Raw genomic sequence first — 26,007 nt, 5'->3', positions numbered from 1 at the left:
CCAGTTGAGGCTTCAGCTTATTGATGTGCTGAGAGCTTCAATCGCGTTGCTGCATTCTCCGATAACCTCGATGTTCCCGGCTTTATCCAGCAGCTCAACAAGCTCTTCGCGGGCGTAGGGTTCATCATCAACCACAAGACAGGTGATCATTGCGCAGCCTCCAGATCATGTTGAGGCACGCGGATACTCACCCGTGTAAACAGATCATCTTCCCATTCAATGGAAAGGCCATAGTCCTCACCCCATTGTTTCTTAAGCCGCTTATCGACGAGGGACATGCCAAGACCCTCCTTGTCTTTTGGAGGAACATACAATCCTGCATTGTCTTCGACGCGCAGTTCAATAGCATCATCTTGAATATGGCCACTGATATGAATGTGGCCCTGATTTACACTTTGTGAAATGCCGTGTTTGATGGCGTTCTCGATAATTGGTTGGAGCGTGAAGGCGGGGACCTGAATATTGTGAAGCTTTGTCGGCAGATCAATCTCCACACTCAGTTTGTCCGCAAACCGTGCTTTTTCAATCGCCAGATACGCATCAATGTGGTCAAGCTCATCGCTCAGCGACACAAGGCCGGATGTGCGTTTTAGATTGATGCGGAGGAATTTGGAAAACTGCAGGAGCAAAAAACGAGCTTTCACAGGATCACGCTTCGTAATAATTGCAATAGTATTGAGCGTGTTGAATAGGAAATGCGGATTCACCTGAGCCTGCAACAACTTAAGTTCAGCACACGTCAGCAGGTTTTGTTTCTCTTCCAGCTCCCCATAAAGGATCTGGTTGGAAAGTAACTTGGCAATACCTTCTCCAAGAGTCCGGTTGATGTTGAGGAACATTTTGTTCTTCTGCTCATACATTTTGATGGTGCCAATCACCTCGGTATCGCTGCGGAGTGGAATAACCAGACATGACCCCAGTTTGCAACACTGAGAGATTGAGCAGCCGTAGGGCACCTCAACACCGTTTGCATACATAACTGTGTTGTGCGTAATCGCATCCAGCGTCAACCGAGAGGAAATCGGCGTTCCGGGAATGTGATGATCTGATCCACTGCCGGTAAAGGCCAGCAACTTATATCTATCGGTTATGGCAACGGCGCCAACTTTCGTTTCCTCACTCACAATCCTGGCGACTTTGGCCGACGATGTCTCATTGAGGCCCTTGGCCAGAACTCCGACACACCGTTCTGCAATCTTGAGCGCTTGACTGGAAAATGCGGAGGAAAGCTTGTCGAACATGGTCTTCTGATCGCGAACAATGCTCATGAAGAGCGCCGCCCCTAAGGAATTCACCAGAAGCATCGGAATAGCAATTTGCTGGACTAACTCAAATGCATGGTCAAACGGGCGCGCAACTGCCAGAATGATGAGCATCTGCATTGCCTCGGCAGCCAACGTCAGCCAGAACACGAAGAGGGGCCGGAACAGAAGAGCGCCCTTGTTTTGTTGGCGCAAATACAGAGCCGCAGCACCCGTCAATAGCCCTTCAGAAGTGGTGGAAATGGTGCAGGCCAGATCGGTAAAACCGCCAAAGCTGTAGCGATGCAGGCCTCCTGTAATGCCCACCAGCAAGCCCGTGATCGGTCCGCCAAGCAGACCGCCGAGCACGGCTCCCATGGCACGTGTGTTCGCAATCGCTCCGTTAACCTGCTCACCGAAATAAGTTGCGATAATGCAAAAGCCGGGAAAACACGAAGTAAATTAGGACCTTATGCGGGAGGCGGGGTGCATCCTCCGTGAATATCTTGAACAGCGGCGTCTTGCTGACCAGATATACAATAACGAGATAGACACACATCTGTTGCAGCAGAAGAAGGATCAGCGCCATGGACAACAAGCTTCTTTGTCGGTTATTTATGTTGTTGTCTGAAGCAACTGCCAGATAATTGAAGCCTATGCAAAGACTTCAATCAAATCCTAAGAAAAGCTAGGAATGGACAGGCTCTGAATTAATGGAAAGACGCAGCGTTCCTGCCTAATTTGGAACTTGCTTACAGATAGCCCTTACCCGTTGAGTTCAGCTCGCTTAAAATGCACGAACTTGGCCCAGTGGCCCCGAAGCTGCAAAATTGGCCTCGTTTCAGAACAACTGAAGAACATGCGCGAGTAACTGTCGTTCGCGACGTGGGGTATAACGGCCTTGCTGCACAAATCCGCCTCCAGCGTGTATGTAGGCAGCCTATTTTTTGGTCAGGTAGTCTTTTCATGCCCTTCAAACATAATGCTGCTCGGCGGGAGATATTTACAAAAACCGGATATCGTCTCACCAACTGGCCAGAGTCTAACGAAAGTCTTCGCCAGCGCTGAGATGTGAGCGTTTGAATCGATGAGGACATTGCCAGGTTTATTGGCACGCCCCACACAGCAAGCGCCGCGGTCGTCCTACCAAATTCTCAGTGCTTGCCATCGAAACCTGTTTGCAGGTGAGGTCATTATTCGGTCTCGCGCTTCGCCCGATCCAAGGATTTGCACGCTCTCTGTTTCGCCTGATACAACTGGACCTGCCTGTTTCTGATTTTCTACGCTGTCGCGTCGGACGGAAGGTTTGAAGCTGACAAAGCTGCGGGCTACACGCATAGCTGAACCGGCTCATCTAGTAATAGACAGCACAGGACTAAAGGTCTTTGGGCGGGTGAATGGCAGAGAACCAAGATAAAACGCAGAAACTGGCGCAAACTGCATCTGGGGACAGAGCTGAATACGCGCAAAATCCTGTGCGGTGAGTTGACGGAAGAGAGCGTTGACGAGCCGTCAGCCCTAACGGATTTGTTGGATCAAATTGACGACACGGTGGCGAAGTTTCTGGGTGATGGCGCTTACGACGGCGAGCCAACCAGACAAGAATTGGCAGAGTGCTTTGAAAGTGTTGAGGTTGTTATTCCATCGCCTAAATAGGCAATCCTCAGTCGAGACACTGAGACTGACCTGACATCGCGTGACGCGCATATCCTTGCAATTCAAAAGTGCGGCAGAATGGACTGGCAGAAATACACCTGATACGGGCAGCGGGCGCGAGGTGAAACCCCGATGGGTCGTTTAAAGCGGGTGGTCGGGGGAAAACTGAGCTCAAGAAACTTTAAACATCAGAGGATAGAAGCGCAAATTGGCGTTGCTGTTCTAAATAAAATAACGTCCTTCGGACAGCCGCCGTTCGAAAGGGTTTCAGGACACCTCAATTTATGGGTTTGGGCAAGCCGCAATCTAAATTGGAGTTGTGCAACACGGCCGAGGTACCCTGAAAAACCTGGCAGCCTAACCACTCCAGAGCGACCAGTAGACGAAGAAAAGCCCTGAACAGCTACGTTCAGGGCTATTGATGGTTATATTGAGACAGCTTTACGCCATTTCCTCGACTTCAAAACTGGAGACCAACTCCAGCGGAATGTCCTGATAACTTACTGGACGTAGGAAGCGGCGGATTGCCATGGTGCCCACAGAGGTTGCGCCAAAGTTGGTGGAAGCCGGGTACGGACCGCCATGAACCATCGCATCACAAACTTCAACACCGGTTGGGAACCCATTGGCAAGCACGCGGCCAGCTTTACGCTCCAGAAGCGGCATCAATTTGCGGGCATCAGCATAATCGGCAGCATCCACATGAACGGAACAAGTCAACTGACCTTCGATTTGCTTGGCGACATCGTGCATCTGATCAAGGTTTTCCAGTTTGACGACGATGCCGAGTGGCCCAAATACTTCTTCTTGCAGCTCTTTGTTTTTAAGCCAGTTAGCAGCGTCGGTCACGAACATGTAAGGCTTAGCGCCGCGTGTTGTGCAAGCTGTGCCTACCAACTCTTCTACGCCGGCTTCGTCTGCGATTTTGGCCGAGCTTGCACGATAGGCTGCGGCAATGCCGTCTGTGAGCATTGGTTGTTCGCCAGCTGCTTCCAGTGCGCCTTTTGCTTTGGCGATGAAGGCATCTGTATCCGGACCATCAACCACGAGCATGACGCCTGGATTGGTACAGAACTGACCTGCACCCATGCACAGAGAACCAGCCCAACCAGCGGCAATTGCTTCGCCGCGGCTGGCGAGAGCATTGGGGAACAGGAAGGAAGGGTTGACAGAGCCCAGTTCACCAAAGAACGGGATAGGCTCAGGGCGAGAAACACAAAGGTCAAACAAAGCGCGGCCACCAGCTAGTGACCCGGTAAACCCAACTGCTTTGATCAATGGATGCTTGACAAGGGCTGTACCAACTTCGCGGCTGCCACCTTGTACCAGTGAGAAAACGCCGGGATGCATGCCGCAGGATTTGATTGCCGCGTCAATGGCTTGGGCTACCAGCTCAGCAGTACCCGGATGAGCTTCATGGCCTTTGACAACAACCGGACACCCTGCTGCAAGGGCGGACGCTGTGTCTCCGCCGGCAGTGGAGAAGGCCAAAGGGAAGTTGGAGGCGCCAAATACAGCAACCGGCCCAACAGGGCGCTGGCTCAAACGAATATCAGGACGTGGAAGCGGCGCGCGGTCTGGTATAGCTTTATCATGAGCCAGATCGAGGTAATCGCCTTTTTCAATATGATCAGCGAACAGGCGCAACTGACCAACGGTGCGACCGCGCTCACCATTGAGGCGCATTTCTGGAAGGCCAGTTTCAGCACAGCCAACCTTGGTGATTTCCGCACCGCGTGCGTCGATTTCCTCAGCGATTTTGCGAATGAAGGTGGCGCGCTCTGAACGGGAGGACCAGCCAAAGCTCATAAAAGCGTCTTCTGCGCCTTGAACGGCTTTGTCGATCAGTTCAGCAGTGCCACAGGAATAAGAGCTGGCGTCACCTGAGTACGGAGTGGACTGGAATTTCTGGGTGTTATCGACCCATTTTCCAGCGATAAGATGGCAACCTGTTAGCATGATGACCTCGGCACAAAAACTTTGATAAGTCAGATTAGCGAGCAACCGTGATCAACTCGCATGGTAATTGGATAGTGATATATCACTATGTTTTATCCAGTTCAAGCACTTAACTAAGTTTTACGGAGAAACTCATGTTACCTGAGGTCTACCAGAGCTTCATCTTCCACGCGAATGCGCAGAGCGAGTATTGCGCCATTTATGCCGGAAAACAGAAAGGCAACGGGGAATAAACCCAAAACCATCGGTGCGGTGAAGATCTCCAATGCCACAAGAAGATAGTTGGGGTGCTTTATGAAGGCGAATGGACCCCTTTTCACCAAAGGCTCCTTGAGCACAATAATGCGTGTTGTCCATCTGGAACCAAGAGACAACAAAATCCATAATCGAAAAATCTGTAGGCCCGCAAAAATATAGAGCCACGGCATTGCGACCGGTTTGTTGTAACCCAGAACAACAAGTGAAAGTATCCATGCCACATGAACGCTCACAACAAGCGGATAGTGGCTGGCACCAACTTCACGGGCTCCTTTTTTTAGCAACCTAGCCGTGTTGCGTTTTGCGATTACGAGCTCAGAAAGGCGTTGAACGACGATAAACGCGAGGAAGAGCAGGGCGGGTAGCGAGGCATCAGGCATTGATTACTCCTGTTGGCTCAGTGTGATCGGTGGCAAGGCTTGCAGATGATGATGGCTGCGCCACAACCGTGATTGGGAGGAACGAGGCAGTAAAACCCGGGCCGAGTGCGCACATCATCATCAGACCTGGTTTTGGTTGTTCCAGCACGCGTTCTAAAACAAACAGAGCAGTCGGTGCTGACATGTTGCCATAATCCCGTAATACCTCTCGTTCCGCATCAAGGGAATTGGAGGGCAGGTCCAGTGCTTGCTCCAACGCTTGAACAACCTTAGCGCCGCCGGGATGACAGACAAACCGGGTAAGATCCTGCATGGACAACCCTTGCGCTGATAACCTGCGATCCGTCACATCTTTGAAATGGTCTCTAGCAAAGTCAGGAATGGACCGATCAAACACCACACCAAGCCCGCTCTCATCTACATTCCAGCCCATAATGTTGAGTGTATCGGGCCAAATCTCCTGCTGGCCCGAACCCAGCTCTATAGTTTTGCGCGTGTCTTCTGGCATGTTGGTGGAAAGGCATGCAGCTGCAGCGCCGTCCCCAAACAATACAGTTGCGATGATATCAGCCTTGGTGAGACGATCAGACCGGAATGAGAGCGTGCAGGCTTCCAGTGCAACCAGCAGTACGTTGGTACCGGGTTTGGCTTGGGCAAGCTCGCGCGCGATTGCCATGCCGGATACACCGCCAGCGCAACCGAGGCCGAAAACCGGAACCCGCAGAATATCCTGCCGAAACCCCATTTGGCTCCATGCCTGTGCTTCCAATGTTGGGGTGGCAATGCCAGTGGATGAAACTGTTACGATTGTGTCTATGTCTTGTGCACGCAGGCCTGCCTTCAAGAGCGCTCTTCGGGCAGCATCAATAAACAGTTCTGTTCCACCGCGTAGGTACACCTCATTGCGTGTCCGCCAGTTTTGTGGTTCTAAAAACCATTCCAGCGGCGCAAGAGAATAGCGTTTTTCAACGCCTGCATTTAAAAAAGTGCCAGACATGCGCTCAAACTGGGCGAACTTTGGACCGAGGATGCGGCGTGCATACTCCAACACCAGGTTCTGAGTTAATTCGTAGGGCGGCACCGCTGTCGCAAGGCCGGTCAGATAAACGGGCATTCGGCTCTCCAACCCTGATTTATTGTTATGCCATTTCTGCTCTTCAACGTTATAGGCGGTGAACAAACCTCTGAAAATCCGGCGTTTTTTAGGGTTGTTTTGCTGGGGATGGATTGTTGGTGTGAAAAGGTGGAGGGTTTTATCAGGCTTGGTTAAGCACTTCCTTATTTGTGGCCGTTTTCATGCGATAAATGGTTACGAGCAACAGTGTGCCGTTTGTCAGGTCATTTATTGCGCCGCCCCAGGACCCGACGATGACAGCATTTGAACACCAGAGGGCAGCACCAACCAGCATGACAACGCGCATACGGATGCCGCTTAAGCAGAACATGGCATAGCCGTTGAGGAGGGAGGCAGACCATGGTAAAAGGTCGAAGGGAGAGTCATAAATGGCAAGGCTCATCAGCGTTTGCACAATAGCAAAGCCAAAAAACCAGCGATTTCCTTTGTATTTCAACGATATTAAGGATCGCAAACCGCTAAGCGCAAGGCTTAGACCAGCAACATATGCACCCAGTAATACGTAGTGTATGCAAAACAGACTGGCGCTGAGGAAAATCAGGCTGCGGAGCAACTGATCTCGGGAAGTTGAAAAGCCAACCATGTTGACTGCAAAAGCCGTTATACCAAGGGCTTGAATAATATAGAGATCCATATGTCGGCGTCTTTCGTCTGGGACGAAGACATTAAGCCGAAAAAGGATTTCGCCGCGTCTGTATTATCGCGAAGAATACTGGCTAGAGTTCAGAAAAAGCGCATACTTTACGAACTTATGCCTCCAGGAGACGTGTATATTTGTGCAGGGTCAGCGTTTGGTCGTTCAGTTGAACAGATTTGGTGCCTGTCGCGTCCTGTTGGAAGCCACAGGCTTTGAGGACGCTTGAGGATGCCGGATTATTAACTGCGGCAAAGGCGATTAGGGAGGACGGCCCGCCTTCCGCCTTCAAATGTTGAATAAGCGCGAGGGTTGAGGCTTTGGCAAATCCCTTCCCGCCGAATGCTTCTCCGATGCGATAGCCGAGTTCTGCACCTCCATCAGTACTAGCGCCTGCTGCACGCAGATTAATTCTGCCGATCAGTTGGTACTCTTCGTTTCTAACGAGGAAAAAATGATCCTCGTCCATAACAAGCTCGCGGATAATCTCTTTGAGGCTTTCCAGTTCAAAATAGTCTTCGGTGCGAGCTGGAACCCATTTCTCAAAGAAAGACTTATTGGCTCTTTCAAATTTCAGTAAATCAATGGCATCACTCTCGGCCAACTCATGAATGTGTACCGTTTGCGGAATTGGAATTGTTGCCATGGAAATATCTTCTCGAAATATTGGGTTCGTCCAACCATACCCATGCAACAGAAAAGTGAAACCCCCTCACACGGATGTGCGAGGGAGTAATCCTCCCGTTATTGGATGAGTTTGGCAGTAGAGTTATGCTGCCAAACTCATTTTGGTTGCGGGTGTAACACCGCGGATGACCATGATGAGCTGTTCGGTATTGTAAGGTCAGAGCCAATTGGTTGTTTCCGTCTGGGCTTGTTTGATCGTTGCAAAACAATTTTGATCCAGTCATTCCTGCCGAACAGTCCGGCTAAAACGCTCTATATATGCATCCTGCGCTGGTTGGCCGGCTAAATATGCAAAATCCTGATGCCCTGATTTCTACCCGGAACAACAATAGTTCACTGATCTTCTCGGGCCCATTGCCAACCCGATTGGTCTCAGGCATCCCACTCATTCCGTCACTTGTTTCAAAGCACGTATGATCCGCAGTGCTGGGAATGAAATACCCACTTCAATAGCCGGTCTCTCCCAGTTGAAGTCATCAAGGATATTCAAAGTTCTGAACCGTCGTCCTTTTTGTCAGACATGAAGTCCATTGGCCAAACTAGATTGGTTGTTGCCGGAGCTTCTAACTTATTCGGCTTATCCCGTTTCTGCCGCTTACGTGGTTTGGTCCGAAGGTTTAGCTCCAAATACTGGTAAATGCGGCAAGCTCGCTCATAGCGATAACACTGTTGGTTTACTCCCAAGAAATCGATATCTGCTTGTTGCCACGGCTGTGCGGGTTATCTCTTTACGTTGAGATGGACTTCGTCCTTTTTCCCAGAGCTTCTTTCAAAAATTCTTCTTGTAGGATGAGCTCCGCGTACATTTCATGAAGCGGCGAAGCTCGTCCTCTGTCGATCTTATCGACTCGATCAAAGATTGGGGAATTGCCAGTTGACCGGTGCCTTATTCATTGGCTCTGGCATCCGCTTTGCCTTCGCTCGTATTGAGCGCCGAGGCCTACGCTTTTCTTCCAATCGGGATGATCTCACGAGAAGCCGGATTGTACGGCTCGCCCGTCCACTCTCCTAGCCATTCATCTACGTGCAGGCCCGCCTGTTTTATCAGAGCCTTGATCTTGTTTTGATTGGTGTATTTGATCTGAGAGGGTGCACTATAGACCTCGCCCGTCTCCAGATGTTTGTAGACATTAACGAAACTGAGGATACGATTTTCCTCATCGTACTCGGAGATGTTCCAGCTTTCGATTTCACCGAGATCTGGATGCACACGACACTGCAGTGTTTCGTGTTTTTCTCTTGTCTTGCGGCCCCCAAAATCCGGGTTGCGGGTGTCAAAGATAAAGCGCCCATTGGGAGAGAGGTGTTTTGCTATGCAGTTCAAAGCGGACAGTTGGTCTTTTTCATTCAGGAAAAACTGAAAGGAGTGGCCCGTCAAGACTACAAGATCGAAATGCTCATTGAGAGAGAAGTTGCGCGCATCGCCTTCAATCCACGTCACATTTTCTCCCCCCGCTCTAGCTCTCGCAATATCCAACATTGCTGTGGCGGGGTCCAACCCAACGACGTGTCGTCCTTTTGTGAGCTGAACAGTGAGCTCACCCGTTCCGCAGCCTAAGTCCAAAATTGAACGGGCGTTTGCTGCCTGAGCTTTGCAAAAATCATAGTCAGAGCGGACAACTTCACCAAGCTCATAAAACTGTGCAACGGAAGGGTCAGTAAAGATTGTGTGGTGAATCATCTGAATGAATGGCTTTCGATATAGGGGCAAAAAAGAGTTTAGTTCGCTCCCTGTCTCTGAACAAGACTTGGACAAGTCTGGATAACCTTTGGATTCACAAAAAAAATAAATGCGTGCTGCATTGCTGAAATAAATTAAACGCACATGGCTTCAGAGCGAACAGTAAAAATATAATGATGAATATTGTTCACATTTGGTGATGTGCAAAATTGACCTAGAGTAAGAAAATCAAAGGCCTGAATATATTTACGAGATATAGCAATTCATCAATCACTCCAGCTTGATGAATTTGGATCAACTAGAAATTTTATATTTATTTTCCTTTTGCGATTGCAAAATTTGCATGAAGACCATTCAGTGGGCAGGATTTTTGGAGGTAGTGTTGATAAATATACTTAGTGATGATTAATATCATCCCGCATAATTACTAGCTTTGAATTTGCAAATTTGTCATCTCAGGATGTTTTGGGAGAGGGAACTTATTATGAAGGCTACTCGTTACGTCGTTCAAGACCTTATTAAGGCAGAGACACCTACAGACAGATACGCGCAGAATTACAAGTTCATCGAGCAACTGATGGTTGAAATTAAAGAGCATCGGCTATTTTCTCACCCGGTGATTTCTGATCTTCAAAACGGCGTTTTATCTAAAGCTGCTGTCACAGATCTACACATGGATTTTCGTCTGCTCACCAAACAGTTCACTGATGTGATTTTGATGGCGCAGTTTTTGACGCGTGAAATTGATAGCAAACGGAACATGGACCATATGTCCGCGCGGTTCCTTATCACGCTGAATCTTCTTGATGAACTCGGCTTTTATGCCGGTCAGGGTGATTATGAAGGAACACCAAAACACTCACATTACCTCTTGTTTGAGCAGGTGATTGATCAACTGGGTGTACCTCGCGAAGGCCGTGATGCTTACAAATGCGGCGCCCCAGCTGTAGAACTTCACCGCTATGTTGAGGAAATCATGAATGATTTCCTTGGCGTCCTGATGTACATCGCGGTGACAGAAGAAGAGGCCATGGTGTACAGCCCACCAATGCGCGAGGCTGCTCGTGCAGTCGGTGTCTCCGTCGATGCGGGATACTACAATGCTCACGGAAGTAGCTCAGATGATGAGACCGACGCTGAAGACGATGAGCATCAGAATGATATCCTTGTTATTCTGTCTCAGTTCATGATGCCAGAAGACCATGCCCGTGCGCACGAACTCGCTTTTGCGTTCTGTGATCGCTGGTGTGCTTTCTGGGAAAACCAGTATGCTGTACAAGAAGCTGCGTAGCCGTTGATAACTCAGGGCGGATTTATGTCTGCCCTGAGTTTGGCGAGGCGGTGACCGCAATTGTGGTTCCAGAATCCGGAAAAACCCCTAACCTTGGAGGGATTATGACTTCTGTTCGTCTTGTGATTCCAACGGATATAGGGGCACAAGTCGAAAACCTCACACCAGTTTTAGAGCAGCCAACTATCATCCATCTGCGTTGCTATGTGCGTTGAATTGCAAGGAAGTGGTAGATTTTGCGTTGATCTGTTAAATTATGCGGTCCAACGATGATACCAACAGATTCCTCGTCATAAAAGATCCAGCCGCGGAGGGTTGGACCTTTCTTTATTAGGTAAAGGTTGTTGCCTTACTTTCCTAGACCCTTTGCCCACGCACTTTTGGAAGGTATGCCGCTCTGTTTCTTCAAGATCTTTGATAAATATTGGAGCAATATATACGAGGATATTACAGGAATTCATGAAATATCCCAAAGTTGATTTCCGCATCTATTTTTTGATAAGGATCAGATATTCTAAATTTATATGTGTAGAATTGTTCAACTTGAATCAATAAAAGATATTTATTATGCATCTCCCTCACTTGCGTATTTTGATTTTATCAATGGCATTTTGTTTGTTGGGCACAATAGCTGATGCGTCTGCCATGCAGATCTTCGTCAAGACATTAACGGGTAAGACGATCACGCTGAAGGTAGAGGCTTCCGATACCATCGACAATGTCAAAGCTAAAATTCAGGACAAAGAGGGTATTCCACCTGACCAGCAACGACTGATTTTTGCGGGCAAGCAGCTTGAGGGTGGACGAACACTCTCCGACTACAATATTCAGAAGGAATCTACGCTGCACCTTGTGTTGTTCTTGGGAGAAGTGACCTTATCGGATACTCTCAAAGCGCTGCAGCGGAATGCACAGTTGGAGACAGAGCGGTCGCTTCGGCAAAAAATGCGCAACTCAAACCGTGTTGTTCTGAGCGCACTTCAGCGTTCTCATGATGAACTTGGATTCTGGACTTCGGGGTCTGTCACTCTTTTGAATGAAAGCGGTTTGGGCGTTTCAGGAGAGTTCAACGCTCAATTTGGTGCAGATGTTGAATTCACTTCCAACTCTACATTCGGATTCTATGTCGGTCTGGATGCAGCTATCACAGATAACGATGGGGTTTTCCAAGGCAGTGCGAAAGCATTTGGCGGAGAAGTTGGCGTCTACAGCACATTGGACCTTTCATCGAATGTGTTGCAGCGGCCTATGTGATCGCTGGTTTAAATCAAACCCTTGCAGACCTTTCAAGGGATGAAAATTCTTACTCCTACGACTATTCCAGAGCAGTATTCCAAGCAGGTGCTGTGATTGAAGGTTCCTATGATTTCGGATGGGCTGTTTTCTCTCCGAATGCTCAGCTATCCCATGCACATGGAACAGGCGAGACCGTTGCCTATGACATTGATGGGGAAGAGCAAAACAACAAACTGAAGTTTGAAGCTGTAGATTTGACCCGTCTTCAACTGCAACCAACGCTTGCGTTTTCTCTGGTTCCTTCTTTTATTCCAGGTGAAGCCTTGAATATCACAGCGTCTCCTCGCTTCGCCTGTGAGCGCATTCAATCTGCACGTATCTCTACGCAATGCGGAGGAGGTGCAGAGCTATCCTTTGCTCAGAGCTTTGCAGCGAACCAAGGATTTTTGAAGCTTAAAGCGTCCTACGAAAATCTTGGAGATAATGACAGAAGCCTGCTTCAATTCAACGCCGCGCTGCGTTTCTAAGAGGCGAACGTGCCTGAAGCGAACGGAACTATATGGTGTGCCGGGAATCCGAGTACAATACTTCTTACGGGAAAATACGCGGGTAATTCGGTTATTCTACTAGTTTCGGCTGGACAACATGTGCAGGACTCAGGCAAAACAACCCTGGATTGAGTTATTAGTTTCAAAAGTGTGGGTGTTGTTTTGATTTTGCGGAAATTTATGAGCCTTGCGATCTCCGGTTGTTTGCTTGTCAGTGCAGCTGGTTGTGCGTCCTCACCAAGCAGCATTAAGCCAAGTTATGTCTCAGCAAACAAGTACAGTTCTTTTACATGTAGTGAGCTCAATGAGGAATTGTTGGCTGTTGGCGCTCGTGTTCAGGAAGTCTCCGGCGACCAGAAAAGTGCAGCAACAGCAGATGCTGTCATCATGGGTGTTGGCCTGCTGGTGTTTTGGCCGAGCTTGTTCCTGCTGGCTGCGACAGAGGACAACAAGGAAGAGCTGGGACGCTTGAAAGGGGAATATGACGCCCTGAAAGCAGCTGCGACCGAGAAGCGGTGTAAACCAGTTGCCCCTTCTAAGACTGTTAAAGCCTCCAAGAGCTAGCATCCTATAAATTCAAAAAAGCCCTTGCTGTTTGCGAGGGCTTTTTTAAGTCTTCAGCGCCCTTTCCGGCCACCAAATGCAATCGTTCGCGTCATTTATTGAGTTTTGGTTTTACATTAGTCTGAAGTGACCTATAAGGCGGCAAGATAAAAGCCTAAGGCAACTGGAACACAATGACCTCCCAAGACGAAATCAAGAACTTTCCTCTCGCACAGATTCTCGTAGAATATATTGACGTGCGTGAAACCGATGCATCGACCTACCGCATTTTGAAGCCCAAGACGATCGCATTGATGAAGACCGCTCTTGAGTTCGTTAAAGCTGATATTGCGAATATTACGGTTGAAGGGTGGACGCTCGAACATTCTGAAAACCTGTTTGCAAAAGCGAAGAAAGAGCTCAGTGCTCCGCTTGCAGCCTGTGTTGAGAATTTGGTCTCCGGTGCATTTTACTGGCTGGAACTGCCAGAGATGCTTGAACGCCCACCAGAGGTTCGGGTCAAAAACCCTACACTCAGTGAGTTGCAGTACAAGCAAGTCTGGAAAATGCTGGAGAAATCCAAGTACAACCGCAGGGACAGTCTGTCTGCAACACTGGCACTTGAGTTCCTTATGGCGACTGGTTTGCGTAAATCAGAGGTCATGAAACTGGAATGGTCTTCCATTGATTTGGAAGCGGGTGTTTTAGAGCTGACCAACGCACGCACAAAGGTATTTACCCGCGAGCTTACGAGCCTCCAGCGTAAAATTCTGCGCGAAGCTAAAGATTTGCGGAAAAACGAGGAAGATCTCCACGTCTTCCCAATGAGTGGCGGCCGTGGTCACGGCTTATCGCTTGGAAATATCCTCGCGACACGCATGGAAGAAGCTCGACTCGAAGGAACGCTGGCAAGTATCCGTATTGCGTTTTACTCCTTCGTGAGGGATCAGGAAGAGCTGGAGCTTTCCGAGATCAACAGCCTGTCTGCTGAGCACGTTTCTAAATTGCTGTTCGTCGACAAGGCCTAAGCAAACCAGCACGGATTACTTACAACCCTGCCATAATCTGGCAGGGTTGTTTTTTTTGCCAAGCTAAGAGACCATGAGATTCCTCATGTCTCTCATGCTCGAAACATCCATTAGGCGTTACTGTGTTCTTTTTCCCAAGCTTCCATATCAAATCCTTCGACGCCGAAGGTGAAGTTTGGTGGAATTACATCTGTGCGTAGATGTTTGACCTTCTGGTAGTCCTCAGAGTTCCAAAAGGATTGCAGAGCGTCCATGGATGGAAACCGGAAAAGCGTGAACCGAGCACCTTCTTTCCATTCCCCCTCATACATATCCATAAATTGTTTTGGATCACCCCCGACGAGCAACTCTCCGCCGTATTTTTCCATCAGTGGGTGAATTGCATTGCCGTACGGATCGAGAGATCCATGACCTTCTGCCATGAATGAACTTGCGACGAGATAAGCAGGTATTTGTTTAGCCATTTTGAGCTCCGTTACTTTTACCTGTTGTTTTAACTGAGCAAAATGGTGTGTAAGTTCCGCTAATACCCAGTGATCACTCGTCTTGTAATTCCTCAAGTTAAGTTGAGGTCAAGGAAAAATGTATTTTTATATATTGAGATCAAGTTGGTCCAAGGCAGCAGAAATTCGACTTCCGGAACACGCATCATTCACAATGAAGGCTCAAACAGCTGTGGTCTACTCATCCAGAGTTTGGATAGGATCATCTCCCATTACATAGCGCGGCCCGCGGCCATAGCTGGCGGCAGCATCACCGGCATTATAAAGTTGGCATTTGTTCAACGAGAGGCACCCGCACCCCATGCACCCCTCAAGACGTTCTCGTAGGGCATTCATCTTGGCGATGCGTGCGTCCAGATGTATCTTGAAGTGGGTGCTGAGTTTGGTCCAGTCCGCTTTGTTGGGGGCGCGTCCTTCTGGCAACCGTTTCAGTTGCACGCCAATCTCGGCAATGGTGAAGCCAAATTCCTGTGCCACCAGAATAAACGAAATCCGGCGAATGTCGGCCCGCATAAAGCGACGTTGCCCGCCATTATTACGAGCCGGCATAACCAGCTCTTTTTCCTCATAGAACCGTATCGCAGAAGTTGAAATGCCAGTTCGCTCTGCCAGTTCACCAATGGACAGGAGATCAGTTTTCTTCAGCGCTGGTTTCATTTGGAAAATTGTCCTTGACTTCAACTTAACTTGAAGGATTAGACAGGGTGTTATCAGTTGTCAAACACAAAAGGATACACCGATGACGAGCGCATTTCTGGAGCACGTAAACGTGACAGTTTCTGACCCTGACGCAACTGCAAACAGGCTGGTGAATTGGTTTGGCTGGCGCATCCGCTGGAAAGGCCCTGCCAAGAATGGCGGCACAACCGTTCATGTGGGCAATGACACCAGTTATCTGGCGGTGTACTCAGCAGGGGCACCTGAAGACCAGAAAGCCGACAGCGGTAGTTTCAAAGGCGGACTGAACCATATCGCAATTGTTGTTGATGATCTTGACGCGGTTGAAAAACGAATTCTTGCCGGTGGATACAAGACCATCAATCACGCCGATTACGAGCCGGGTCGTCGTTTCTATTTTTATGATGACGATGCAATTGAATTTGAAATTGTCAGCTACGCAAAACAAGGCGTGAGCGTTTAGGATATTGAATGCTTGTTTTGCGCTCTGTAAGGAGTGTACAGAGCGCAAAACACTCGAATTATTGGCAGTTCAGCTTGCTGAGAAGCTCAGGATCTGCAGCACTTGTTGACGTGCCGCCTAACTTATCATCATAGCCACACACCAGCGCCTTGGCTGTTTTGTCGATCATGTCTGGCTGATCAGTGTAGGCGATCATGCCAGTCCCCAGCAGTGTGTAAAGCCCTGTTGAACTCGGCGGGGAGAGATAGCCTTCCGCTTGTACAAGCCCCACTTTGCCATCAAAGATGCCTGCTTCCAGCAAGGTTGCCCGAATGCTGCCTGCCTCTGGAACGCCGGTGACGCGCACAACATCCCCCGGCCTGATGTGGGTTGGAACAATCCCCGTAATCAAGGTGCTGCCGATCTGAAGAAGATTGCTGGCCCCCACAGACAGGTTGCTGCCGATGATTGTTGCCGATTTCCTTGGTGGGACCACCTCTACACGGGTCGCGATGACCAGCTCATCCTGCCACAGGCCACTGATAGCAACCCAGTCGCCTTCGTTAACCGTTGAGGCAAGTGTGGGACCGGCGAGAACCTGTGTTCCCATGATGCTGAGGGTCCGACCCGATTGACTGGTTATAATGTCTGTAACCGGACCGATAATCGGCAAAATCCGGCGAATGCTTTGTGCCGTCCAGTTTAGTCCGGATAAATCAGCAATCACAGCCACCGTATCACCGGGCACCAATTGCGATGCGATAAGAGGGGCGAGTGCATTCTTCACCGGCAGATCAGGCGGGAAGGTGATGCGCTGATCATTGACGATGATACTGCCAAGGCGGGTAATGGTTCCGACAATGCCTGTTCCCAGGATACCACCTTCGCGTTCGTCCTTTTCACTCGCAAAAGCAGGGGCAATCATAAGGGTCGATGCAATAAGAGCAGATAATAAATGCCTTCGGGCTGTCATGAGGCGGCCTCGTCAGCTTTTGGTTTTATTGGCAGGACATAAGCGCCAAAGGCGAACCGGCCAGTCGCGGCTTTTTTCTCCGCATCGTTCATCTGCATCTCCCGTGCCTGAGCGTTGACGTCTTCCAAAAGCATCTGTGCTTTCTCTTGCGTCAACCTGTTCAGTTCCTCAACTGATTCTTCTGACAAATGGGAGTAGCGAAGAATTCGATCAAAATTGAGGGAAGTACCTTGAGTTGCAATTAAATTGTGGGTAGCTGCCGCCATATGTGTAGAAAGTGTCGCTTGATAAGCTGCCACTTGTTCTGCACTTCCCGGTGCTGGCAGCAACGCATGCATCAATAATCGATACTGTCCGTCTTGCAATTCCTTTACCACACCCTGTTCAACCAAGGCCTCAAGCACTGTTCCGGGGGCCATATCGGCACGTGTCAAGCGGATGAGATCATCAAATCCGGGAGTGCTCTGGGTGCTGTGCCTTGTTAAATCTCGGGGGACACCATTCTCGCTTTGGAACTCTGGAGCTGTTGCCCAATAACTAATTGCCAGCGCCGCCGCGTTAACTGATTTTCGAGCTGTAGATGGCTCTGTTTCGCTCCGTAAGCGTTTGACATCCTTACGATGCAGGCCCGTCTTCAGGCTCACGCGGCTGTCGGATGTCTTCGGTCCGCTTTCATCCAGTGTTGCCTGCAAAAGGGCGCGCTTCAAAGCCTCCGTCGCAGGCCCAATTGTGACGCCACGCGCCACCATTGCTTTTGCAAGCGGTGCAAGAAGCGCTGTGAGGGCAGTCTCAAAAGGGTCAGTTTGCTCGGGACTCATTTGGGTTTCCTGTGCTGTCTGATTCTGTAACCATTACACCAAAACTTTTCATCCTACGATTTCGTTACCGGTAGTTGATGATTTGTTATCCCATAATGGGAAATTTTCCCATTACCAAGAAGACGAGAACTTTCAGAGGGAGAGGATTCGCCATGTGGGATATTGCTGCAGATTATTTGAGAGACATTCGGCCAGTGTTTCCGGCCATGCCAAAGGTGCAAACTAGGGCACCACGCAACCCGGCCTTGTCGGTATTGAGTGACATTGATCAGGAACGGTTTCTGGATTTTGGCTGGGGGCCAGAAATTACACCACGGTTTCCGACGATCATATCCGCCATAAACCACCATGCTGCCCAGCAACCGGATGCGATCGCTGCGGAGTGCCAAAACCAAACGCTCACTTATGGCGAGCTGGATGCAGCTGCCAACCGATTGGCTTGCGTTCTGGTTGAATATGGCGTGCAGCGCGGCGATGCCGTTTGCCTTTACTTGCACCGCTCCATTCCAATGTTGGTGGGTATTGTCGCCAGCCTGCGCGTTGGGGCAGCCTATGTACCGCAACACGTCGGCGTAGCGCCTGCTAAAACGCTTCGGCACATTGCCAGTGTTACCGGTGCCAAAGTCATACTCACGTTAAGCAGTCTCGCCGATCAGATTCCGGCAACTGAAGACCAGAGATTGATCGCGATAGATGACGTGATTGCGGATGTAACAACTGGCGGTAAAACGCCAACCGGAGATCGCTATCAGGCGCGGCCAGAGGATCTCTGCATGATCCTGTTTACCTCCGGCACGACGGGTGTGCCCAATGGTGTGCAGGTCACGCACAAAAACCTTTGCAACATCTTGCAGACCTCTCCGGGGGATCTTGGTATGCGTCCGGGGGTACGGGTGGGTCAAATCCTTTCCATTGCATTTGATATGGCTGCTTGGGAAACATTAGGCGCGCTTTCCAATGGCGCGACTTTGGTTATTCGCGGCAAGAGCATTCAGGAAACTGCGGAACAGGTGGATGTGTTGATCGCAACGCCATCCATCTTGAATTCGCTTGATCAGGATCGGTGCCGACAGATTCAAACAGCAGCGGTTGCAGGTGAACCCTGTCCGCGCCCACTCGCGGATACGTGGGGCAGCTTTTGCCGTTTTTACAATTCCTGCGGCCCGACTGAAACCACCATCATCAATACAGCTGAGCCTCACTTTCCGGGAAAAGAAGTACTTTCCATTGGACGACCAACACCAAACAACACTGTTTATGTGCTGGATGAGAACCTCCGCCCTGTGCCAATTGGCAAGAAGGGGGAAATGTGGGCTGGGGGGGAGTGTGTCACCGCTGGTTATCTGGCCAACAAAGGCCTGACCGCAGACCGCTACCGGTCAGATCCATTCCGTCCGGGCCATATGGTGTTCCGCACCAAAGATCTGGGCCGGTGGACCGAGACAGGTGAGCTGGAACACTTTGGCCGCGTTGATGACCTTGTCAAAATCCGCGGCTTTCGGGTGGAGCTGGACGGCGTTTCCAACACGCTGGAAGCAACTGATGAATGCGATCAGGCGGTTACACTCAAGTTCGACAATCGCAATCTGGTGGCCTTCGTCAGCCCCGCCACGGTTTGTACCAAAACGGCGGCTCAGTCGGTCAAAGACAAGCTTCCTTATTATTGCAGTCCAACCCTCATCGTTGCCATGGATGAGTTGCCCCGCACCCCGCGCGGCAAGCTGGACAAACGCGTGCTTTTACAACTGGCACAGGACCATATTGATACGCAGGGCGTGGAGTTAAACTAATGACAATTGAAGCAACGGCTGCGCAGCCTCGCGCCATGAACTGGCGTCGTGTCACGCGCCATCCATCCTTGATGGAATACAACCGTCTCGTGTTTTTTATTGCAGCCGCCAACATCGCCGTGTTTGTGATGGGATTGCAAGATGGGCGCTGGTTTGGAGAGACTGGCTTTGCGCTCAATGCCATCGCAGATCTGGCGCTGATCAACCTGTCTCTGGGTATTTTAATCCGCCAACAACGTGTGGTGAATGTGCTGTTCTGGCTGGCGACACGCATTCCAACCAGCTGGCCGCTGTGGATGCGGTGGGGGGCCGGTAAGGTGTTCCATTTTGGCGGCCTGCACTCAAGCAGCACAGTTTTTGGCACACTCTGGTTTGCGTTCCTGCTGTTTGCCATGGTCATGAATCGGGTTGAGGGAGCTGCTTTGCCGTCAAACCAAACGCTTGGCCTAAGCGGGGCCATGGTTGCTCTGCTGGTGGTGTTGATTGTCACGGCACAAGGCAAGTTCCGGGCTCGTTTTCACAATGCGTTTGAGAAGATCCATCGCTTCGTTGGTTGGTCCGTGCTGGGCTTATTCTGGGCGCAAACCCTCTCCATCACGCAGGATACCGGCGGTGTTTTGCTGGAAACGCCTGCGTTCTGGATGTTGTGCCTGATCACACTGTCCATCCTTTCCCCGTGGTTGACCTTGAAGCGCGTGAAAGTGGATATCGAAAAGCCGTCTGACCATGCGGTTATTGCCCGCTTTAATTACGGCGATACGCCATTTCCCGGCAGCTCCAACTCACTCAGCCACACCCCGTTTGGGGAGTACCACGCGTTTGCAAACATTCCCTCGCCTCATGATCCAGGCTACCGCCTTGCCATTAGCCGGGCAGGGGATTGGACCAGTGAGTTTATCGCAAACCCGCCAAGCCATGTTTGGGTCAAAGGCATCACGACTTCTGGTGTGGCACGCATTGAGGTTCTGTTCAAAAAGGTCGTCTACGTGGGGACGGGCTCTGGTATCGGTCCGATCCTGCCGCATTTGCTGGCGGGAGACGTGCCAAACAAGCTGATCTGGTCCACGCGTAATCCACGCAAAACCTATGGCGACGCGTTCGTTGATGAGATTGAAGCCAATACAGACAATCCGGTGATTTGGGATACGGATGCGCTTGGCAAACCTGATCTGGCAGTGTTGACGCTGAAAGCTGTTCGGGACAGTGGAGCAGAGGCCGTCATTATTATTTCCAACCAGAAACTGACACGCAAGCTCGTTCACGACATGGAAAGCCTCGGCATTCCGGCCTACGGCGCAATTTGGGATAGCTGATTATGTATGAAACCATTGAAACCTCTGTCGAAGGCCGTGTTGCAACAATTCGTTTCAACCGTCCCAAAGCGCTGAACGCCCTTAACTCACAAGTGTTGGAGGAGGTGCTGGAGGCGGCAACCAAGTATGATGCAGACCCAGCTATCGGGTGCCTTATTCTGACGGGGAATGAACGGGCCTTTGCCGCTGGTGCTGACATTGCAGAACTGAACCAGCAAGATTACGCCAGCATGTATGCCAGCAACTTCTTCGCGGGGTGGGATCGCTTTGCAGCCCTGCGCATTCCTAAGATCGCGGCTGTTTCCGGCTATGCCCTTGGCGGCGGGTGTGAGGTGGCCATGATCTGCGATATTCTGCTTGCGGCAGATACGGCCAAGTTCGGTCAACCTGAAGTCAAAATCGGGTGTATTCCGGGGATTGGTGGTTCTCAAAGGCTCACCAAACTTGTTGGCAAAGCGCGTGCTATGGACCTTATCCTGACAGGCCGCATGATCAAAGCGCAGGAAGCCTATGACATGGGTCTCATCAGCCGCCTTGTCCCTGCCGATGAACTCCAGACTGTTGCCATGGAAACCGCGCAGATCATTGCAGGCTATGCCAAGGACATCACCATGATGGCCCGTGCTTGTGTGAATGCAGCAGATGAAAACAGCTTGGAAAATGGCATAAGGTTTGAACGCCAGATGTACCATGCCCTGTTCGGCTCAGACGCTCAAAAGGAAGGGATGGCTGCGTTCCTGGAAAAGCGCTCCCCAAACTTCAATCAGGCTGGTGAGCTGGACAACGCATACTAAAAACAACGCGCCCGGCTTTGAAAATACTATGGTCGGGCGGGTTAATATGCAAAACCTCAATCTCCAAGAAACGGGTTTTCGCGCAGTCGCTTTGCAGCAAAGTCAATAAACGAACGCACCTTTGCGCTGGCGCCCCGCCCTTCCATATGCACTATATGAACGGGTAGCGGAGTTGGCTCGTAATCTTCCAGTGCGATTTGAAGAGCGCCAGTCTCCACATCCTTGCCGACCTGATAGGAGAGCAAGCGCGTGATACCAGCGCCGCCAATGGCTGCCTGAATAGCCGCGCAGTTATGGTTGCACCGTAAATGAGCGTTGATTTTGACGGTCTCCGGCTTCTCTCCTGAAAATTTCCATTGGTTGGTTGCCTCAACCGCAGTTGGATGAATGATCTTATGCTCGGTAAGATCCGAGGGTTTTGTCGGCAAACCATGCTTTGCAAAATAGTGAGGAGAGGCACAAACCACACGCCGAATGCTACCCACTCGGGTCGCATATAAACCGGAATCTTGCAGATGACCCAGCCGGATGGCGACATCCAGATTGTCTTCCACCAAATTGACGATGCGATCATAAAACACGGCATTCACGGTCACCTCCGGATACAGCTCCAGATAATCTGTGAGCAGTGGAATGATGTATTTCTGCCCGAACAAAATAGGCGCAGTGATAGAAAGCTCGCCGATTGGCTTGGCAAAGCTACCTGTGACGGCTGCTTCAGCGTGTTCAATGCTTTCCAGAATACCCTTCACATCACACAGGTAATGCCGGCCAGCTTCAGTCAGGCGGACGTGCCGCGTGGTTCTGTTGAACAAACGCGTACCAAGGGTTTGTTCCAGTCGTGCAACGGAGCGGGTAACGGCAGGAGCGGACAGGCCCAACTTCTTGCTGGCTTCCACAAAGCTTTCTCGTTCTGCGACCTCCGCAAACACGTGCATTGTTTCAAGTTTATCCATTTCAATCCCGTCATAATGCTCATTTATTGCACTCACCGTAATAGTGAATTGCATTATGGCCTAATTATTTTTGCTCAAACACGGATTACATAAGGTGCATCATCGGAATTCAATAATAAGGAGATACTCCATGTCACGCATTCCTACCCCATCCTCCATTGATGCTGCACCACAGGGCTCGCAGGTTTCCCTTCAGGCTGTAAACTCCCAGCTTGGGTCTGTGCCTAACCTGTTCCGCATCGTTGCCAACAGCCCACAGGCCCTTGAAGGATACTTGGGTTTGAACGGCGCTCTGGGCAAAGGCTCTCTACCAGCTGCAACGCGTGAGCGTATTGCACTGGCTGTTGGTGAGCAAAACGGGTGTAACTACTGCCTCGCGGCTCACACATACCTTGCCACCAATCTGGCAAAGCTAAGCGCTGAGGAAATTGCAACCAACCGCAGAGGCAGCTCCCAAGACGCAAAAGCAGCAATTGCTGTTGAGTTTGCCGTCGAGATAGTGAAGCACCGTGGTCAGGTTTCAGACGCTGCTGTGCAAGCCGTCCGCGATGCGGGTTACACCGATGCGGAAGTTGTCGAAATTGTTGGCCATGTCGCGCTCAACACCTTGACCAATTACATGAATGAAGTTCTGGGAACAGAAGTTGATTTCCCCGCTGTTAAAGAACTAGCCTAACACCACAGGCAGGAGGAGCCCAATCCACCTGCCACCCTGCCGGAGATCGTCATGACCAGACCACCAGTGCCTCCGTTTACGCGAGAAACAGCCATCGCCAAGATCCGTGCTGCGGAAGATGGGTGGAACTCTCGGGATCCGCAAAAGGTAGCTTTGGCCTACACGCCAGACTGCAAGTGGCGGAACAGAGCTGAATTTGTAACTGGCCGCCCTGAGATTGAGCAATTGCTCATTCGTAAATGGACCCGAGAGCTTGATTACCGCCTAATCAAGGAACTTTGGACTTTTGAAGGGAACCGGATCGCAGTTCGCTTTACCTATGAGTATCATGACGACTCCGGACAGTGGTTCAGAGCCTATGGCAATGAAAACTGGGAATTTGCCGAGGATGGGCTGATGCAGCTTCGCATTGCCAGCATCAACGAACATCCAATCAAGGCAGAGCACCGCAAATTCCATTGGCCGCTGGGGCGTCGCCCGGATGATCATGCCAGCCTGAGTGATCTGGGTCTCTAACAGCAGGAGTTGGTAAGATGTATTCCAGTGACATTGGCTTTACCCCAACCGTGAAAGCTATCCAAAGCCGCAAGGGGTCCCGTCGTGGGTACGCCAGCATGGAAGAGGGCGGGGGTTGGAAAACAGAAGTAACTGAGGACCTTGCTGGGTATATTGCAAATCAGCGCAGTTTCTTCCTGTCGACTGTCAATGCAGATGGTCAGCCTTATATTCAGCATCGCGGCGGGCCTGCGGGTTTCCTGAAGGTGCTGGACAATCGCCGGCTCGGATTTGCCGATTTTCGCGGCAACCGGCAGTACATCAGTCAAGGCAATCTCTTAGATAACTCAAAGGCCTTCATCTTCCTCATTGATTACGTGCAGAAGACACGGATCAAGATTTGGGGAACTGCTGAGGTTATCGAGGATAATCCTGAACTGGTTGCGCAATTGATGCAGTACGACCAACCCTATAGAGCTGCACCAGAACAGGCGATCATCTTCACCATTGATGCATGGGATGCCAATTGCCCACAACACATTCCTGCTCGCATCGATGTAGAATGGGTGAAGTCCGCATTGGATGAGAAAGACCAGAAGATCGCAATGCTTGAAGCCCATATCAAGGACCTTCAGGGTTCAGTGGCGCTTAGCTAAATCTATGTGATAGCGGGTGAGCCGAGCTGATCCGCTATTGCGCCCCCGAGAAGAAGTCGCCCCACTGCCTCTTCTCAATCTCTTTCACCGCTGTCAGAAGCTTTTCGCTAAATGCATTTGCAAGTGCGGACGCGGGCCGCTGTGATGGCAGCAGAATTGAGATCGCCAGCACCACCTTTGGTGTGAAGGGGCGGAACACCAGTGAGCTTTGCTCCCGTGCTGTGTTGAGGTACCCGTCTGCCGTCATCGGATCACAGATGCAATAACACAGCCCATCTTCCACCAGTTTCAAGGCCGGAAGAAAATTCCGCAGTTCAAAACGCTGGTTAAACACGGCCTTTTGCTCGTCAAACGCCATGCGCGTTGAAACACAGTTCGGGTGCATCTCTGGCAGGGTTGCCAAGGGGCGGCCAGACAGGTCTTTGGCCTCTATCACGTCTTTGCGGCTGAGGGGATCATCGCTGCGTACAGCACAGATGCAATTGAGCAGAAAATCATGTGTGGTCAGAGCGGAATTGTGCGGCGGAGTTTCTGCCAGTCCCACATCATACTGCTGAGAGGCGACCCATTCCTCAATCATGTGAGAGCCGCGCATCATCAACGAGACCTTCACCTCGGGCTTGTCGCGCACAAAATCCGAGATCAATTGCGGGATGAGCACCTGTGAGGAGGCTGGCATAAACGCCACATTCAAGCGCCCTTGTTTCAGCGATCCGATTTCCCGCATTGTACGAGTGGAACGCGCAAGGCGGTCGAGAATAGCTTCTGCCTCACCCAAAAAGAACTGCGCTTCCGGCTTACGGATCAGCTTTCCGCGCTGACGCAGGAACAGTTCAATCCCAAGTTCCTGTTCAAGGTTCGCGATAAGGGAACTTATCGCAGGTTGCGTCCGGCCAAGGGTACGTGCTGCCTCGGAGATGGACCCAGTGCGCATCACTTCACGAAATGCCTGCAACTGTCGAAAACTAAGGTTCATCTAGTCCTCTGTTATCTTGTAGCTATTCTGCATACTATAAATAATATCTATACTCCCATAGATTAAATTAGTTTGATTTTATAGGTCAAAATCTAAATCTTCCCGTCAGAAAGCCGCGGACATCTACTTAGGGAGGATTGCTGATGGATCGCTTTATGAGCCTGCTGTTGACGGGGCTGATATGTCTTGTTGCATTAGGCCAATTCGTACAGGTGATTACGCGCTACCTGCTTGAAATTCCAGTTCTGGGACTGGAAGAGAGCCTGCTTTTTCCAACACTCTGGCTATACATGCTTGGCGCCGTGAACGCGTCTCGCGAGAACAGCCATATCCGTGCAAACGTGCTTGAAATCGTTCTCAAAACACCTAGACAGATTGCCATTCTGGCTTTGATTGGCGAGGCCCTGAGTCTTGCAATTGGCTGCTGGCTTACCTACTGGGCGTGGGACTTTACCCGCTATTCTATTCGGGTCTGGAGAGAAAGCCCAACGCTCTACATTCCGACTTTCTACGTTGATATCTCGCTCGTTGTTGGCCTTGTCTTGATGATGCTTTTCACCGCTTTCCAGCTTTGGAGACATTTCAATCAGATCCTGACCGGGGATTTCCCTGCACCGATCACTAGCAGCACAGAATCCCCAAAAAAGGAGCCTGCCTGAT

Annotated in this window: 28 protein-coding genes and 1 pseudogene; 15 read left to right on the top strand and 14 right to left on the bottom strand. The window is 50.4% G+C overall.

Annotation, left to right across the window (positions count from 1 at the left end; all coding sequences use genetic code 11):
- Positions 1-12 precede the first annotated feature (12 nt).
- Positions 13-150: a hypothetical protein gene (locus BLS62_RS30410; RefSeq protein WP_208990658.1), complete on the bottom strand. Its 138-nt coding sequence runs from the start codon at positions 148-150 to the stop codon at positions 13-15.
- Positions 147-1,637, bottom strand: coding sequence for a sensor histidine kinase (locus tag BLS62_RS03260; protein WP_244283477.1), 1,491 nt, complete (start codon positions 1,635-1,637; stop codon positions 147-149). The genes BLS62_RS30410 and BLS62_RS03260 overlap by 4 nt, the downstream gene beginning before the upstream one ends.
- 761 nt (positions 1,638-2,398) lie before the next feature.
- On the opposite strand from BLS62_RS03260, the gene BLS62_RS32020 reads away from it, so the two are divergent.
- Complete coding sequence (locus tag BLS62_RS32020) at positions 2,399-2,551, top strand: transposase (RefSeq protein ID WP_244283428.1); 153 nt, start codon at positions 2,399-2,401, stop codon at positions 2,549-2,551.
- Between the two features lie 97 nt (positions 2,552-2,648).
- Positions 2,649-2,897: pseudogene (locus BLS62_RS32015) on the top strand (transposase); the annotation flags it as partial.
- A gap of 441 nt (positions 2,898-3,338) precedes the next feature.
- Here the strand turns inward: BLS62_RS32015 and BLS62_RS03250 are convergent.
- From BLS62_RS03250 to BLS62_RS03225, 6 genes are all read right to left on the bottom strand, one after another.
- On the bottom strand, positions 3,339-4,856 hold the full coding sequence (locus tag BLS62_RS03250; RefSeq protein ID WP_093174773.1) for an aldehyde dehydrogenase (NADP(+)): 1,518 nt from the start codon (positions 4,854-4,856) through the stop codon (positions 3,339-3,341).
- A gap of 137 nt (positions 4,857-4,993) precedes the next feature.
- On the bottom strand, positions 4,994-5,494 hold the full coding sequence (locus tag BLS62_RS03245) for an isoprenylcysteine carboxyl methyltransferase family protein (protein ID WP_093174768.1): 501 nt from the start codon (positions 5,492-5,494) through the stop codon (positions 4,994-4,996).
- Positions 5,487-6,608: a type III polyketide synthase gene (locus tag BLS62_RS03240; RefSeq protein WP_093174763.1), complete on the bottom strand. Its 1,122-nt coding sequence runs from the start codon at positions 6,606-6,608 to the stop codon at positions 5,487-5,489. The genes BLS62_RS03245 and BLS62_RS03240 overlap by 8 nt, the downstream gene beginning before the upstream one ends.
- 142 nt (positions 6,609-6,750) lie before the next feature.
- Positions 6,751-7,263: a YgjV family protein gene (locus tag BLS62_RS03235; protein WP_093174758.1), complete on the bottom strand. Its 513-nt coding sequence runs from the start codon at positions 7,261-7,263 to the stop codon at positions 6,751-6,753.
- Between the two features lie 115 nt (positions 7,264-7,378).
- Positions 7,379-7,909, bottom strand: coding sequence for a GNAT family N-acetyltransferase (locus BLS62_RS03230; protein WP_093176842.1), 531 nt, complete (start codon positions 7,907-7,909; stop codon positions 7,379-7,381).
- 981 nt (positions 7,910-8,890) lie between these two features.
- A complete protein-coding gene (locus BLS62_RS03225) occupies positions 8,891-9,631 on the bottom strand; it encodes a class I SAM-dependent methyltransferase (RefSeq protein WP_093176844.1) in 741 nt (246 codons plus the stop codon).
- Positions 9,632-10,115: 484 nt separating this feature from the next.
- Between BLS62_RS03225 and BLS62_RS03220 the strand changes: the two genes are divergently transcribed.
- From BLS62_RS03220 to BLS62_RS03200, 5 genes are all read left to right on the top strand, one after another.
- Positions 10,116-10,922, top strand: a complete 807-nt coding sequence (locus tag BLS62_RS03220; protein WP_093176840.1) for a hypothetical protein — start codon at positions 10,116-10,118, stop codon at positions 10,920-10,922.
- A 603-nt stretch (positions 10,923-11,525) separates the two neighbouring features.
- Positions 11,526-12,176 carry a ubiquitin family protein gene (locus tag BLS62_RS31240; RefSeq protein WP_200798442.1) on the top strand — a complete coding sequence of 217 codons (651 nt, stop codon included), beginning with the start codon at positions 11,526-11,528 and terminating at the stop codon, positions 12,174-12,176.
- Positions 12,173-12,685, top strand: coding sequence for a hypothetical protein (locus BLS62_RS03210; RefSeq protein WP_093176837.1), 513 nt, complete (start codon positions 12,173-12,175; stop codon positions 12,683-12,685). Before BLS62_RS31240 ends, BLS62_RS03210 begins: the two co-directional genes overlap by 4 nt.
- A gap of 201 nt (positions 12,686-12,886) precedes the next feature.
- Positions 12,887-13,270 carry a hypothetical protein gene (locus BLS62_RS03205; protein ID WP_093176834.1) on the top strand — a complete coding sequence of 128 codons (384 nt, stop codon included), beginning with the start codon at positions 12,887-12,889 and terminating at the stop codon, positions 13,268-13,270.
- A gap of 173 nt (positions 13,271-13,443) precedes the next feature.
- Positions 13,444-14,277 (top strand): tyrosine-type recombinase/integrase, encoded by an 834-nt coding sequence (locus BLS62_RS03200; protein ID WP_093176832.1) that lies wholly within the window; start codon positions 13,444-13,446, stop codon positions 14,275-14,277.
- A 110-nt stretch (positions 14,278-14,387) separates the two neighbouring features.
- Here BLS62_RS03200 and BLS62_RS03195 read toward each other — a convergent pair whose 3' ends face one another.
- Entirely contained in the window at positions 14,388-14,741 is a 354-nt protein-coding gene (locus BLS62_RS03195) for a DUF1330 domain-containing protein (protein WP_093176829.1), read from the bottom strand.
- Positions 14,742-14,957: 216 nt separating this feature from the next.
- Positions 14,958-15,425: a redox-sensitive transcriptional activator SoxR gene (soxR, locus tag BLS62_RS03190; protein ID WP_093176995.1), complete on the bottom strand. Its 468-nt coding sequence runs from the start codon at positions 15,423-15,425 to the stop codon at positions 14,958-14,960.
- 94 nt (positions 15,426-15,519) lie between these two features.
- Between soxR and BLS62_RS03185 the strand changes: the two genes are divergently transcribed.
- Positions 15,520-15,921, top strand: a complete 402-nt coding sequence (locus BLS62_RS03185; RefSeq protein ID WP_093176826.1) for a VOC family protein — start codon at positions 15,520-15,522, stop codon at positions 15,919-15,921.
- Positions 15,922-15,979: 58 nt separating this feature from the next.
- On the opposite strand, the gene BLS62_RS03180 is transcribed toward BLS62_RS03185, so the two are convergent.
- Together BLS62_RS03180 and BLS62_RS03175 are read right to left on the bottom strand one after the other, a co-directional pair.
- The gene (locus tag BLS62_RS03180) at positions 15,980-16,873 is read right to left on the bottom strand and encodes a DUF5666 domain-containing protein (RefSeq protein ID WP_093176823.1); all 894 of its coding nucleotides are present in this window, start codon (positions 16,871-16,873) and stop codon (positions 15,980-15,982) included.
- Entirely contained in the window at positions 16,870-17,691 is an 822-nt protein-coding gene (locus BLS62_RS03175) for a DUF6502 family protein (protein ID WP_093176821.1), read from the bottom strand. The genes BLS62_RS03180 and BLS62_RS03175 overlap by 4 nt, the downstream gene beginning before the upstream one ends.
- Positions 17,692-17,843: 152 nt before the next feature.
- Here BLS62_RS03175 and BLS62_RS03170 point away from each other — a divergent pair, with 152 nt between their 5' ends.
- From BLS62_RS03170 to BLS62_RS03160, 3 genes are read left to right on the top strand one after another with little or no spacing between them, the layout of a single operon-like run.
- Positions 17,844-19,481 carry an AMP-binding protein gene (locus BLS62_RS03170; protein WP_093176818.1) on the top strand — a complete coding sequence of 546 codons (1,638 nt, stop codon included), beginning with the start codon at positions 17,844-17,846 and terminating at the stop codon, positions 19,479-19,481.
- Positions 19,481-20,794: a ferredoxin reductase domain-containing protein gene (locus BLS62_RS03165; RefSeq protein WP_093176815.1), complete on the top strand. Its 1,314-nt coding sequence runs from the start codon at positions 19,481-19,483 to the stop codon at positions 20,792-20,794. Before BLS62_RS03170 ends, BLS62_RS03165 begins: the two co-directional genes overlap by 1 nt.
- 2 nt (positions 20,795-20,796) lie before the next feature.
- Complete coding sequence (locus BLS62_RS03160) at positions 20,797-21,588, top strand: enoyl-CoA hydratase-related protein (RefSeq protein WP_093176812.1); 792 nt, start codon at positions 20,797-20,799, stop codon at positions 21,586-21,588.
- A 56-nt stretch (positions 21,589-21,644) separates the two neighbouring features.
- Here the strand turns inward: BLS62_RS03160 and BLS62_RS03155 are convergent, their stop codons facing one another.
- Positions 21,645-22,544, bottom strand: a complete 900-nt coding sequence (locus tag BLS62_RS03155; RefSeq protein WP_093176810.1) for a LysR family transcriptional regulator — start codon at positions 22,542-22,544, stop codon at positions 21,645-21,647.
- Positions 22,545-22,674: 130 nt separating this feature from the next.
- Here BLS62_RS03155 and BLS62_RS03150 point away from each other — a divergent pair, with 130 nt between their 5' ends.
- Genes BLS62_RS03150 through BLS62_RS03140 form a run of 3 tightly spaced genes read left to right on the top strand, consistent with a single transcriptional unit; the run spans position 22,675 to position 24,371 of the window.
- Positions 22,675-23,220, top strand: coding sequence for a carboxymuconolactone decarboxylase family protein (locus BLS62_RS03150; protein WP_093176807.1), 546 nt, complete (start codon positions 22,675-22,677; stop codon positions 23,218-23,220).
- A gap of 51 nt (positions 23,221-23,271) precedes the next feature.
- Positions 23,272-23,736 carry a nuclear transport factor 2 family protein gene (locus BLS62_RS03145; RefSeq protein WP_093176805.1) on the top strand — a complete coding sequence of 155 codons (465 nt, stop codon included), beginning with the start codon at positions 23,272-23,274 and terminating at the stop codon, positions 23,734-23,736.
- A gap of 17 nt (positions 23,737-23,753) precedes the next feature.
- A complete protein-coding gene (locus BLS62_RS03140) occupies positions 23,754-24,371 on the top strand; it encodes a pyridoxamine 5'-phosphate oxidase family protein (RefSeq protein WP_093176803.1) in 618 nt (205 codons plus the stop codon).
- 34 nt (positions 24,372-24,405) lie between these two features.
- On the opposite strand, the gene BLS62_RS03135 is transcribed toward BLS62_RS03140, so the two are convergent.
- Entirely contained in the window at positions 24,406-25,347 is a 942-nt protein-coding gene (locus tag BLS62_RS03135) for a LysR substrate-binding domain-containing protein (protein ID WP_093176800.1), read from the bottom strand.
- Between the two features lie 143 nt (positions 25,348-25,490).
- Between BLS62_RS03135 and BLS62_RS03130 the strand changes: the two genes are divergently transcribed.
- Positions 25,491-26,006: a TRAP transporter small permease gene (locus tag BLS62_RS03130; RefSeq protein ID WP_093176797.1), complete on the top strand. Its 516-nt coding sequence runs from the start codon at positions 25,491-25,493 to the stop codon at positions 26,004-26,006.
- The last annotated feature ends 1 nt before the right edge of the window (position 26,007 follow it).

The organism is Pseudovibrio sp. Tun.PSC04-5.I4 (assembly GCF_900104145.1).
In the GTDB taxonomy this organism is placed as follows: Bacteria; Pseudomonadota; Alphaproteobacteria; order Rhizobiales; family Stappiaceae; genus Pseudovibrio.
The sequence above is the reverse complement of the archived record's forward strand: the minus strand, read 5'-3'. Positions and strand labels throughout refer to the sequence as shown.

What these genes read in the sequence shown, in the direction of transcription:
- BLS62_RS30410 (WP_208990658.1), bottom strand. Translation starts at nt 150, where the DNA reads ATGATCACCTGTCTTGTGGTTGATGATGAACCCTACGCCCGCGAAGAG.
- BLS62_RS03250 (WP_093174773.1), bottom strand. Translation starts at nt 4,856, where the DNA reads ATGCTAACAGGTTGCCATCTTATCGCTGGAAAATGGGTCGATAACACC.
- BLS62_RS03245 (WP_093174768.1), bottom strand. Translation starts at nt 5,494, where the DNA reads ATGCCTGATGCCTCGCTACCCGCCCTGCTCTTCCTCGCGTTTATCGTC.
- BLS62_RS03240 (WP_093174763.1), bottom strand. Translation starts at nt 6,608, where the DNA reads ATGCCCGTTTATCTGACCGGCCTTGCGACAGCGGTGCCGCCCTACGAA.
- BLS62_RS03235 (WP_093174758.1), bottom strand. Translation starts at nt 7,263, where the DNA reads ATGGATCTCTATATTATTCAAGCCCTTGGTATAACGGCTTTTGCAGTC.
- BLS62_RS03230 (WP_093176842.1), bottom strand. Translation starts at nt 7,909, where the DNA reads ATGGCAACAATTCCAATTCCGCAAACGGTACACATTCATGAGTTGGCC.
- BLS62_RS03225 (WP_093176844.1), bottom strand. Translation starts at nt 9,631, where the DNA reads ATGATTCACCACACAATCTTTACTGACCCTTCCGTTGCACAGTTTTAT.
- BLS62_RS03220 (WP_093176840.1), top strand. Translation starts at nt 10,116, where the DNA reads ATGAAGGCTACTCGTTACGTCGTTCAAGACCTTATTAAGGCAGAGACA.
- BLS62_RS31240 (WP_200798442.1), top strand. Translation starts at nt 11,526, where the DNA reads ATGGCATTTTGTTTGTTGGGCACAATAGCTGATGCGTCTGCCATGCAG.
- BLS62_RS03205 (WP_093176834.1), top strand. Translation starts at nt 12,887, where the DNA reads ATGAGCCTTGCGATCTCCGGTTGTTTGCTTGTCAGTGCAGCTGGTTGT.
- BLS62_RS03200 (WP_093176832.1), top strand. Translation starts at nt 13,444, where the DNA reads ATGACCTCCCAAGACGAAATCAAGAACTTTCCTCTCGCACAGATTCTC.
- BLS62_RS03195 (WP_093176829.1), bottom strand. Translation starts at nt 14,741, where the DNA reads ATGGCTAAACAAATACCTGCTTATCTCGTCGCAAGTTCATTCATGGCA.
- BLS62_RS03185 (WP_093176826.1), top strand. Translation starts at nt 15,520, where the DNA reads ATGACGAGCGCATTTCTGGAGCACGTAAACGTGACAGTTTCTGACCCT.
- BLS62_RS03180 (WP_093176823.1), bottom strand. Translation starts at nt 16,873, where the DNA reads ATGACAGCCCGAAGGCATTTATTATCTGCTCTTATTGCATCGACCCTT.
- BLS62_RS03175 (WP_093176821.1), bottom strand. Translation starts at nt 17,691, where the DNA reads ATGAGTCCCGAGCAAACTGACCCTTTTGAGACTGCCCTCACAGCGCTT.
- BLS62_RS03170 (WP_093176818.1), top strand. Translation starts at nt 17,844, where the DNA reads ATGTGGGATATTGCTGCAGATTATTTGAGAGACATTCGGCCAGTGTTT.
- BLS62_RS03165 (WP_093176815.1), top strand. Translation starts at nt 19,481, where the DNA reads ATGACAATTGAAGCAACGGCTGCGCAGCCTCGCGCCATGAACTGGCGT.
- BLS62_RS03160 (WP_093176812.1), top strand. Translation starts at nt 20,797, where the DNA reads ATGTATGAAACCATTGAAACCTCTGTCGAAGGCCGTGTTGCAACAATT.
- BLS62_RS03155 (WP_093176810.1), bottom strand. Translation starts at nt 22,544, where the DNA reads ATGGATAAACTTGAAACAATGCACGTGTTTGCGGAGGTCGCAGAACGA.
- BLS62_RS03150 (WP_093176807.1), top strand. Translation starts at nt 22,675, where the DNA reads ATGTCACGCATTCCTACCCCATCCTCCATTGATGCTGCACCACAGGGC.
- BLS62_RS03145 (WP_093176805.1), top strand. Translation starts at nt 23,272, where the DNA reads ATGACCAGACCACCAGTGCCTCCGTTTACGCGAGAAACAGCCATCGCC.
- BLS62_RS03140 (WP_093176803.1), top strand. Translation starts at nt 23,754, where the DNA reads ATGTATTCCAGTGACATTGGCTTTACCCCAACCGTGAAAGCTATCCAA.
- BLS62_RS03135 (WP_093176800.1), bottom strand. Translation starts at nt 25,347, where the DNA reads ATGAACCTTAGTTTTCGACAGTTGCAGGCATTTCGTGAAGTGATGCGC.
- BLS62_RS03130 (WP_093176797.1), top strand. Translation starts at nt 25,491, where the DNA reads ATGGATCGCTTTATGAGCCTGCTGTTGACGGGGCTGATATGTCTTGTT.